The sequence below is a fragment of the Psychrobacter sp. Sarcosine-3u-12 genome (genome assembly GCF_002836005.1).
In the GTDB taxonomy this organism is placed as follows: domain Bacteria; phylum Pseudomonadota; class Gammaproteobacteria; order Pseudomonadales; family Moraxellaceae; genus Psychrobacter; species Psychrobacter okhotskensis.
Genome location: NZ_PJBY01000073.1, coordinates 34,117 through 45,302, shown reverse-complemented (window position 1 = coordinate 45,302; position 11,186 = coordinate 34,117). Strand labels below are relative to the sequence as shown.

Here is an 11,186-nt window from a genome sequence, read left to right as displayed (position 1 = left end):
CGACTCGCAAGTAAAGAAAAATATTGTCATTATAAAATTGCTTCTGTATTGTTAACAAATGCAATAGAACATTTCTTTTTTCTTACCTGAATTATCTGAACTGTCCAAACGCTCTTCTAAATATACCCTTTAGACTCTCATTATTCGTCATTAACTGCTTTACGGTGTTCTTAAGCACAGCGTGGCTTTTTATAGTCTTTAAAATTATAGTCTTTAAAATTATAGTCCTTAAAGTTATGGCAATTAAATTTAATCAGTCGATTAAGTTATACCGCCATAACTTTTATACTTTTAGGTGTTTTGCCGTTATACATAGACCATTTTAATCAAAATTACACATAACCACCTGATTGATTGCGATCATTAGGGTCTGTTGAACATTCAAATGTTAGGACTGCTGATTGCTAAAATCGTCCCAAACTAGGCGTAAACCGACGATAATGTCGAGACCTTAGCTAGGTTTACAACAACGTTTGGGGTGATTTTAGCATCAGCCTTTTAGGGCAGGGCTATTTTTTGCCAATACATGGCGAAATTGTCTAACCTAGAACGACTAGTCGTCAAAAATTTCACTGCGTATTGTCTAAAAAATAGACGCTGCCAGTACCACATTTGAATGTTCATCAGACCCTAAATTGTATTGGCAGTTTTTTTTGTGGTCACCATTATCCAACGACCATCACCACCATGAGTGCCTCCAAAAAAGTTGGCTTTTTTAATCAAGTCAGTACCCAAGTGACTACTATTCTATTTATTGCTTTTGCAATCGTACTCGCCGTCGTCGTTTATGTTGTTGATAAAGAAGGCTATGAGAAAATCCGCCTTGAATCTGCAAAACTGGTGGCTGAACGTGGTAATACGGCAGTCAATAGTATCTCTGCTGATATCAATCGGGTGATGCGTAGTGCGTTGCTGCTGCAACAAAGCGCACAAACCTTGCCAACAGAAGAGGCGATTTTACAAGCCAGTACCGCCAATGCCTTTGATAAGCGTGATTATAGTTTGTTAGGCAGTGGTGGTATTTGGCCTGATAACGGTGCGCTTGGGGCAAATACTGCTACCCACCCGTTCCTGATGGTACGTCAAAACGGCGATTATCAAGCGGTGTTGAGCGACCCAAATCCAGCCAATCCTTATTATCAGGAAGATTGGTTTAGCGTCTTAAAGCTGCTCAAACCCGAGAGCTGTATCTGGAACCATGTACGCGCGAGCCAAACCAAAGGCGAGCTGGCGATGAGCTGCGGTGTGGCAATCGAGCGTGACAATCAGTTTTGGGGTGCCAGTACGGTCAACTTTACCCTAAACCAGCTACAAGAAAACATCGTTCAGTTAAGTGAAAGCTCAGGTTCAGGTTACATTCTACTCTTGGATAACAGTGACAAGGTTATCGCTTCTTCTAACCCTGAACGCTTGAGCTATATTGATGAAAAGACAGGCACGCCACTTGATATTAAGCAAGTTATCAACTCAGACCCTGCTTGGCAACCGGTGCTTGATTTCTTAGATGTCCAACGTAACGAGACTATTGAGCAAGTTGCTGCTAGCGTATCGCCGCAAGTACAGCAAGTATTGAATACGATTGATAAAGCAGAAACGGGTGATTCCAAAGGTTATTATTTGGTCAATTATGCCGCTTATCTCAATAATAGCGAAAACAAGCAAAACGCTATGGATAGTCGCTTATTGCAGAGCTTTGAGCTGACTAAAGACAACTTCTACAACGGCAGTCAAGCGTACGTGTTTGAGATTCCTGAGACCTATTGGAAGCTTATCGTTGTCCAGCCTGATGCTGAAATTAACGCTATCGCCGATAATCTCAGTGAAAACTTGATTAACTGGATTGCCTTGGCGCTATTAATCACAGCGGGTGTGATTTACTTTATGCTGACATTCTTGGCATTCAAACCGTTGAAAGAAACCACCGATAAAATCTCTAAAGCGGAAAACCTGATTAACAATAAGCAATATAATAAGCTAAGCGAGGTTAAATTCGCTGAAGGTCGCAACGAGATTGGACTGGTAAACGGCTCTATTAATGACCTATTAGGCCGTATCCAATCTAACGAAGGTAAGCTTGCCAATATCAATCAGCAGCTAGAGATTAAAGTCGAAGAACGTACCGCTGAGCTGCAAGATACGCTAAAAGAGCTGAAAAACTCTCAGCTGCAATTGATTCGTTCAGAAAAAATGGCGACGTTAGGTCAAATGGTTGCGGGTGTTGCTCATGAAGTAAATACGCCATTATCTTATGTGCAAAACAACCTTGAAATTATCGGTCAGTTGACTGAGCAATACGAAGAGCTGATTGAACTGGTACAAGGGTTAAAAGCCGTTAAAACGGATGCCGCTGCTGATGGCAAAATTGATAAGCTATTGGCAGATATCGTCCGTGCTTCCGATGAAATCCAAGAAGATGACTTGTCGTCTGAGCTAAAAGAGCTGATTAAAGATTCACTCTTTGGCGTTGAGCAAATCACTGAAATGGTGTTAAACCTACGTAATTTTGCCCGCCTTGATGAGTCAAAAGTGAAAACCATCGATGTACGCGAGTGTATCGAAGCGTCATTGAAAATCGCTGGCAACTCTATCAGACATCAAGAAATTGTCACAGACTTTGCCCCAACGCCTGAGATTAAATGCTCGCCGTCACAGATTAACCAAGTCTTGGTCAACCTATTGAATAACGCTGCGCAAGCTATGGGAGAAAAACCGGATGGCAAAATCGAAGTGCGGACGCGCTCTGATGACAGCAATGTCTATATCGATGTCAGCGACAACGGCAAAGGTATGAGCACAGAGATTCTCAATCAAATCTTTGAGCCGTTCTTTACCACTAAGGGCGCAGGCGAAGGTACTGGACTTGGTATGGCCATCAGTCAGCAGATTATGGAGCAGCATAATGGCGACATTCAAGCGGTCTCGACCGAAGGCGTTGGCACCACCTTTACCTTAACGCTACCGATTGATAATGACTTAACGGAACAAAGCCTAGCAGCGTAAACGCTAGGTTCTGTCTTATTATAATTGATATTTTAATGATTATATAAAGCTATAGCACTATTATTCATCATAAGGATACCATCATGAATGAATTTGAAATGGAAACCCCTAGCACGGAGTTAGGGTCTGAACCAAAGCCAAAACTGGCATTTATTGACGACGAACAACGCATTTTACGTTCGATGAAACTGCTGTTTCGTAAAACGCATGACGTTTTTATCACCACTGACCCGACTGAATATATCGACTATATCAAAAACAACCACGTACACGTGGCGGTCAGTGACCAGCGTATGCCTGAGCGCGTTGGTGTCGATATCTTGCGCGAAGTCAAAGAAGTATCGCCGTCTACCATGCGTATCTTATTGACCGGTTATGCTGATTTGAACGCGATTATCGGCTCTATTAACGATGGAGAGATTTATCGTTATTTGACCAAACCTTGTAAATCTGAAGAGCTGCTTGCCGTCGTCGGTCGCGCCACCGAAATAGCTTTGACCTATAATCCAGACGAAGACGCTGAACAATTCGACAGCTCAGGCAACAAACAAACGCTATTGGTCATCGATGAAACCAACGATCTGATTGAGCAAATACGTAAGCAGTTTTCGAACAGCTATAGAGTCCTGCATGCTAAAGGCTTAGAAGAAGCTTATGATTATTTGGCGAATGAAGATATCGGTGTTTGTATTACCGACATCAATGTCAGCGGCGAGAACATCGCGCCGATTATCTTTACCTTGAAACAAGATGCGCCGCACTTGGTGGTTTTAGTACAAACTGAATTCCAAGATGCAGGCTTGTTGATTGATTTGATTAATAAAGGTCAGGTCTATCGCTGCTTACCAAAACCAATGCGCGCTAGCCTCCTTGAGATTAGCGTCAACCGTGCGTTCCAGCATCATACAAAACTGAAAGCCAGTCCTGAATTGGTTAAGCGCTATGAAGTCGAGCACGACCCTGAAAACGATGTGCGTATTGATTTAAGCAGTCGCGTACGTAGTCTAATAGGTAAATTGCGTAAGCGTTTCTCTTTATAAGCGTAAAAGCGACGTAAGCACAAAAACGACTGTCTCAAAAAATAAAACCTCTATTTCAATAAAATAGAGGTTTTTTGCTGGACGCTTTTTGACGGGGTTTTTTGACTAAAGACTGCAACGTGCTATAGTCAAAATATCCTAAAAGCGCTGCGGTATTGCTGATATCAATTTTTCGTAGACTCTGTCTGCGCAGGTACAGCAAGCAAGAAAAATGGATATCAGCGGTGCGTGATGTTTCGATATTACTTTTCACTGACCATACATTAAGCCGATGACCATCTATACGACAATAATAAATAAGGAATAACCATGCAAGCCGTTTTTTTAGATAAAGGTACGTTTTCTGATGGCGTCGACTTGCCAGCACCGACAGGCATCAGTGATTATGTGACTTATGATGATACGCCAAAAGACAATGACGTTATTTTGGCGCGCTGCAAAGACGCTGATATTATCATCACCAATAAAGTCCAAATCAATGCTGACGTCATTGCTAAACTACCCAAGCTTAAACTTATCCAGCTGACAGCGACAGGTATGAATAATGTCGATCAAGACGCTTGTACTAAGCACAATATTGCGCTGTATAACGTTGCCGGTTACGCGGTCAAAAGCGTGCCCGAGCATACCTTTATGCTGATGCTAACTGCCATGCGCGCCAGCATTCACTATCATCAAAAAGTGGTCGATGGTACTTGGCAAGGTAACGGTAATTTCTGCCTACTGGATATTCCACTGATAGATTTGGAAGATAAAACGCTGGGAATTATCGGCGTCGGTACTATCGGTAAGCGCGTCACCGAGATTGCCCGTGCCTTTGGTATGAGCGTATTGTGGGCAGAACATCAAGACCGTACGCCGCGTAATGAGGATTATACGGCGTTTGAAGAGGTACTGGCGCAGTCTGATGTGCTGAGCTTACATTGTCCATTAAACGAGCAAACCCAGCACCTTATTAATGCAGATACTCTGGCAAAAATGGCTAAGCAACCACTTATCGTCAACGTTGCTCGTGGCGGCGTTGTCGATAGCCAAGCGCTGACCGATGCCATTAATAGCGAGCAAATCATCGGTTATGCTAGCGACGTGTTTGAGCAAGAACCTATCACCGACGAGGATCCACTACTCAGCATTAGTGATCATCCCCGCGTCATCTTTAGCCCGCATAACGCTTGGGGCAGCAAAAGCGCGCAAGAGACCCTATGGGAAATGCTAAGTAAACAAGTTGCTGATTTTATCAATAAGCACTAAATGGCAACCAATAAAAGATCGTGAACAAAGAACTGCCGTTAAGAATGGGCGCTAACGCACTTAACGGCTAAAACGTAACCAGTCGTCTTTTATTTTACGGTACTTGAGCATGATGCGGTCGCTGACATAGTTGTTGGTCACGTGCCAAGGATAACGATCACCTTGCTTGGGCAGCTCATCTTGCGCCCGCTGCACATAGCCCGCCGATAGTGCACCCATCACCGTATCAGGCTGAACCTGCACTTTTTCGTGCTTGGTCTCAGCTTTTGGCACAGCGACCTGATAGCGATGGCTCTGCATATGCTCAAGTAGCCGTACGACATACTGACAGCCCAAGTCGATCTTTAGCGTCCACGAGGCGTTAATATAACCGAACAACACGGCCATATTCGGCACACCCTCAACTAAGACTGCTTTATACGTCATGCGTGCGCCCACATCGACAGGCTGACCATCGATATATAAGGCTGCACCGCCGAGCATTTGCAACTTCAATCCGGTTGCGGTGACAATAATGTCAGCATCGAGATGTTTGCCTGACTCAAGCATGATACCCGTTTTGGTGAAGTGGCTGATTTGATCAGTGACTACCGCGGCTCGTTTGCTATGCAAGGCATTAAATAAATCACCATCTGGCACCGCACATAGTCGCTCATCCCACGGATTGTAAGCCGGTACAAAATGATCAACCTTCACGCCACTACCCTTTAGCTCTTTTTTTACGCCATGGGTTAACAGCGCTTTTAACACTTTCGGTGCGTGGGTAGCAAATTGATAAACACCTTGCTGTCTTAAGACGTTACGCGTCCGCAGCAGCGTATAAGCTTGCTGTTTTGATAAAGGCGAAAATTTAGCAGACAGCCAGTCAAGCGCATAATCATCACCGGGTACGCTTGCCACATAAGTCGGCGAACGTTGCAGCATCGTGACATGGCGCACGCATTGACCATCGTCTTTATTGACCATCGCAGGCAGCAAGGTCATTGCTGTAGCGCCGCTACCGATAATGACCACTTTTTTATCATCATAATCGACATTCTGCCAATGCTGCGGATGGACAATACGACCTTGGAAATCTTCTTCCTTTTCAAAATACGGTTGATAGCCTTGCTCGTAGTCGTAATAGCCCGTGGCACCGACGACGAAGTTGGCACTCAAGGTAGACATCTCGCCGCTTGCATGATTTTTAATCGTGGCTGACCACCGTTGATCGCGACTGGACCACGACAATTGCAGGACTTCATGCTGATAGCGAATATGTTCCGACACGCCAAATTCGCATGCCGTATCAGCGATATAGCGCTTAATATCCTCACCCGCTGCCAGCATGCGATGATCCAACCACGGTCTAAAGCTATAGCCAAAGGTCAAAGCGTCAGAATCTGAGCGAATACCAGGATAAGTGAATAAATCCCACGTGCCGCCTAAATCTGAGCGTTTTTCTAACACGATAAATGGCGGCGTTTTTGGGTCCATACGTGGTTGCTTCTTTGGCTTGCGTTGTTGTAAATGGCAGGCCATGCCGATGCCAGCAATCCCTGCACCAATGATGAGAACATCACAATCTACTGGCGGCGTTGCTGGTGATTTTTTGCGTTTAAAGCGCTGGCTAATGGCTTGTTTGGTTGCAGTCATATCAAGCATAATACGTTCCTTGTTTTTACATGACGGGTTTTAATTTGCATGATGACTTTTACATTATTAATTTAGGGTCTGTTGAACATTCAAATGTGGCACTGGCAGTGGCTATTTTTTAGACAATACGCAGTGAAATTTTTGATGCCTAGTCATTCTAGGTTAGACAATTTCGCCATGTATTGGCAAAAAATAGTCCTGCCCCTGCTTCTGTACTTGGGGCTGATGCTAAAATCACTCCAAACGTTGTTGTAAACCTAGCTAAGGTCTCGACATTATCATCGGTTTACGCCTAGTTTAGTGTGATTTTTGCGATCAGCAGTCCTAGCATTTGAATGCTCAATAGATCCTAATAACAGAGCTTTTAAAAAGGGCTGGGGCTTTCCCAATCCATCCACGCGCCAAGCGTAGGATGTTTGAGGCGCAATTGCTGTGCATGCAGGTTGAGCCGCGGTGCAATCGTTAGGGCCTCCCCTTCAGCATAAATGGGATCGCCAATCATGACGTGACCGACGTGTACCATATGGACACGTAACTGATGGCTACGACCGGTGACTGGCTTTAGCATCACGCGCGTGACCGTCTGACCATTGCAGTCTTCATGCGCCAGTACTTCATACAAAGTGAGCGCGTGCTTTGACCAGTCGTGGTCGACGATATGGCGCGGTTTGGTGCTTGGCTCATAGCGCACTGGCACTGAGATTTTACCCGTTGCCCCTACGCTTTCCCACGCGCCAAAAACCCGTGCTTGGTACTTCTTTTGTGGTAACCGTTCAATAAATTGCTTACTGATATTGGTTTGTGCCTCGGCATTTTTTGCAAAAATGAGCAGCCCTGAGGTATCCATATCCAATCGATGAATCAATTTAACCGTAGGATTGGCACGTTCAAGCCGCGCGAGCAAACTCACCTTTAGGGTTTTACCATCGACACTCAATAGTCCTGCTGGCTTATCGACCACCCAGATGTCATCATCTTCATAGACGGTAACGGCTTGCGCAAATTCTTGAAAAAATTCAAGCGGATAGTCCTTTTCTTGGGCGTTAAGGGTCAGGATTTTGTCGTCAGTAAAAGGCATAAAAAAAGCTACTTATATTATTGGACTTAAATTATATTATTGGATTTAAAGTTGGGGACTAGCGTGTATCAAAAAGCCAAGCTGACAATAGCATCTGAATTGAATTATCTACACTGAAGTATACAAACTGAATACTGACACTAAGTCTTTTAGCTAACGTTGAAACTGAAACTGAGCATAAAAACAATCTTAGCGCACAAAGCCAAGGTCAGGTGTGAGTGCAAAACTAAAATGACAACAGAGGATGCAAGTGACAGATAGAACATAACCTGTTTAGTTATGTTTCGATTTATTGTGCTAATAGTAATTGTTAAGCAATTTAACCAGCTGGCGTCTGCCAATCGTTGCCAAACATGTTAATATAATGGCACATTTTCACCCCTTCTAAACAATTCTTTGACCACCAACTGATTTATTATTAAACCGATATATAGGTCGATGAGTGGTGATAGAAGTAATAAAACAAGAGAGATAAAATTATGTCAGACCTTATTGTACATACTACCGATACAGACTTTGATCAAGACGTTCTACAATCAGACGTACCTGTACTAGTAGACTTCTGGGCTCCATGGTGTGGTCCTTGTAAAGCCATCGCCCCTATTTTAGAAGATCTAGCGACTGAGTACCAAGGTAAAGTTAAAATCGTCAAAGTAGACGTAGACAACAACCCACAAGCGGCTAGCCGTTTTGGTATTCGTAACATCCCAACGCTATTTGTATTCAAAGATGGCGAAAAAGTTGATTCAGTAATGGGCCTACAGCCAAAAGCTGAATTGGCTAAAGTACTAGACAAGCATTTATAAGTTGAATTTTCTCGCTTCAGACTATCTTGAGCGGGTAAAATAGAATAACTGAGAAAGCCATTATCTGACTAAGATAGTGGCTTTTTTGCTTGTTTTTTGTGCAAAAAACTCGATAATGTGACTTTTTTGGCAAAATTTATTGACAACGCTATTGTGAAGACCGTATAGTCTGCTGACAAGAGAAAACCAACTGTTTTCCTAAGTATCTTGTCGCTATTCTCCTCGTGTTTATCAACAAAAACACAATCGTCATTATAAACACCATTGCTGAACAAAATGACTAAACGCAATTACTGATATTGAGTTTTTGACGCAGACTCTTATGTAGCCTTTTTTATCCTTATTTCTTATTACCTTGCCTCCGATGATGGCAATGCGTACATAAGCAGACATATAAAACCAAAACTACATAAACTACAGCGCTGTGCACACACCCATATCATCATATTACCGTTATTTTAATCACTGTCGTGACTTGTGCTGCTAATGGCATCTCTCATCTGATCAATTGCTAATGACCTATCTATGAATCTTACTGAATTAAAGAAAAAATCAATCGCTGAGCTATTGGCTATCGCCAAAGAAATGGGTCTTGATAATATGGCTCGTAGCCGTAAACAAGACATTATCTTTGCTATCCTAAAAACCCATGCTCGTAACGGTGAAGCCATCTACGGTGATGGTGTGCTTGAGGTTCTCCCTGATGGTTTTGGCTTTTTGCGCTCCTCCGAAGGCTCTTATTTGGCAGGCCCTGATGATATCTATGTCAGCCCAAGTCAAATCCGTCGCTTTAGCCTAAAAACGGGTGACAGTATCGCTGGCACCATTCGCCCGCCCAAAGATTCTGAACGTTATTTTGCGCTATTAAAAGTTGGCGAAATCAACTTTGATACGCCAGATCGCTCACGTCATAAGCTTATCTTTGAGAACCTGACACCCCTATTCCCAACTGAGCATTTAAAACTTGAGCTTGGTAACGGAACCACTGAAGATTTGACTGGTCGTATCATCGACTTGATCGCACCGATTGGTAAAGGTCAGCGTTCTATCATCGTCGCACCGCCAAAAGCGGGTAAAACGATGTTGCTACAGACCATCGCGCAATCAATCACTCGTAATAATCCTGAATGCTATTTGATCGTACTATTGATTGATGAGCGTCCAGAAGAAGTGACCGAGATGGTACGTACGGTACGCGGTGAAGTGGTCGCCTCTACCTTTGATGAGCCTCCACAGCGTCACGTACAAGTTGCTGAAATGGTCATCGAAAAGGCCAAGCGTTTGGTTGAACACAAGCAAGACGTGGTGATTTTACTTGATTCAATTACGCGTCTAGCACGTGCTTATAATACGGTTATCCCATCGTCAGGCAAAGTGTTGACGGGTGGTCTGGATGCCAATGCCCTAGAACGTCCAAAACGTTTCTTTGGTGCTGCGCGTAACGTTGAAGAAGGTGGTAGTTTGACCATTATTGCCAGTGCATTGATTGATACTGGAAGTAAGATGGATAGCGTTATTTTTGAAGAGTTTAAGGGAACGGGTAACCAAGAGATCACGCTTGAGCGTGACTTGGCTGAAAAACGTGTCTTCCCTGCGATTAATATCAAAAAATCTGGTACACGCCGCGAAGAGCGCCTGCTGGATGAAGACAAGCTGCGTAAAGTATGGATTTTACGCAAACTGCTGCAGCCGATGGATGGCGTCCAAGCTACTGAGTTCTTGCTAGATCGTCTAAAAGAAGCTAAGACTAATGACGAATTCTTTGAGCAAATGAAGCGTAAATCTCAAAACTAATCGTCTTATCGTTGCTATTATATAAAAAGACCGCTTACTTATAAGCGGTCTTTTTTCTGACTCACATAAATAATAAAGATGAAAACAGTTAGCGTATTATCGAATCAAATATAATAACCCTCAGCAAAAGCACTACCATCGATACAGTGAGGCAACATCTTTTACACTCTATTTGCAAAGATTAGCGTTTTTACCACGACTAGAAAGGTATTCAACGACTACTATGAAAAGTAGTAAAACGTATTCAAAAATATCGTGTATATTGTATTTTTAATTTAACAACTTAACAGGTGACATTATGAAATTTGCTAAAACATTTGCAATGACAGCTATTACTAGCTCAGCACTAATCATGACTGGTTGTAACTCAGGTCCATACGGCAATGCAAGCAACACTGTAAAAGGTGCGACTGCTGGCGCTGCTGCTGGTGCCCTTATCAGAAGCAAAGGCGATAGCAAAGATATCGCACGTGGCGCACTAGCTGGTGCAGCACTTGGTGGTGCTGGTGGTTACATCTATGACCAAACCAAATAATTGGTTATAAATATCGAAGCTATCAAGCGATAGCGGTAAGAATAAAA

At 43.3% G+C, this 11,186-nt stretch carries 8 protein-coding genes; 6 read left to right on the top strand and 2 right to left on the bottom strand.

Annotated features, from left to right (window positions below):
* Nucleotides 1-687: 687 nt before the first annotated feature.
* The 3 genes from CXF65_RS02620 to CXF65_RS02610 all read left to right on the top strand — a co-directional run bounded on the left by CXF65_RS02620 (nucleotide 688) and on the right by CXF65_RS02610 (nucleotide 5,291).
* Nucleotides 688-3,000, top strand: a complete 2,313-nt coding sequence (locus CXF65_RS02620; protein ID WP_025651533.1) for a sensor histidine kinase — start codon at nucleotides 688-690, stop codon at nucleotides 2,998-3,000.
* An 83-nt stretch (nucleotides 3,001-3,083) separates the two neighbouring features.
* Nucleotides 3,084-4,040 (top strand): response regulator, encoded by a 957-nt coding sequence (locus CXF65_RS02615; RefSeq protein ID WP_025651532.1) that lies wholly within the window; start codon nucleotides 3,084-3,086, stop codon nucleotides 4,038-4,040.
* Nucleotides 4,041-4,349: 309 nt separating this feature from the next.
* Nucleotides 4,350-5,291, top strand: coding sequence for a D-2-hydroxyacid dehydrogenase (locus CXF65_RS02610; protein ID WP_101210944.1), 942 nt, complete (start codon nucleotides 4,350-4,352; stop codon nucleotides 5,289-5,291).
* A 60-nt stretch (nucleotides 5,292-5,351) separates the two neighbouring features.
* On the opposite strand, the gene CXF65_RS02605 is transcribed toward CXF65_RS02610, so the two are convergent.
* Together CXF65_RS02605 and CXF65_RS02600 are read right to left on the bottom strand one after the other, a co-directional pair.
* On the bottom strand, nucleotides 5,352-6,935 hold the full coding sequence (locus CXF65_RS02605; RefSeq protein ID WP_101210943.1) for a flavin-containing monooxygenase: 1,584 nt from the start codon (nucleotides 6,933-6,935) through the stop codon (nucleotides 5,352-5,354).
* 355 nt (nucleotides 6,936-7,290) lie between these two features.
* Nucleotides 7,291-8,004 carry an RluA family pseudouridine synthase gene (locus CXF65_RS02600; RefSeq protein ID WP_101210942.1) on the bottom strand — a complete coding sequence of 238 codons (714 nt, stop codon included), beginning with the start codon at nucleotides 8,002-8,004 and terminating at the stop codon, nucleotides 7,291-7,293.
* A 479-nt stretch (nucleotides 8,005-8,483) separates the two neighbouring features.
* Here CXF65_RS02600 and trxA point away from each other — a divergent pair, with 479 nt between their 5' ends.
* From trxA to CXF65_RS02585, 3 genes are all read left to right on the top strand, one after another.
* Nucleotides 8,484-8,810 carry a thioredoxin gene (trxA, locus tag CXF65_RS02595; protein ID WP_057761928.1) on the top strand — a complete coding sequence of 109 codons (327 nt, stop codon included), beginning with the start codon at nucleotides 8,484-8,486 and terminating at the stop codon, nucleotides 8,808-8,810.
* 525 nt (nucleotides 8,811-9,335) lie between these two features.
* Complete coding sequence (gene rho / locus CXF65_RS02590; RefSeq protein WP_055125334.1) at nucleotides 9,336-10,604, top strand: transcription termination factor Rho; 1,269 nt, start codon at nucleotides 9,336-9,338, stop codon at nucleotides 10,602-10,604.
* Between the two features lie 298 nt (nucleotides 10,605-10,902).
* Entirely contained in the window at nucleotides 10,903-11,139 is a 237-nt protein-coding gene (locus tag CXF65_RS02585) for a glycine zipper 2TM domain-containing protein (protein ID WP_025651525.1), read from the top strand.
* The last annotated feature ends 47 nt before the right edge of the window (nucleotides 11,140-11,186 follow it).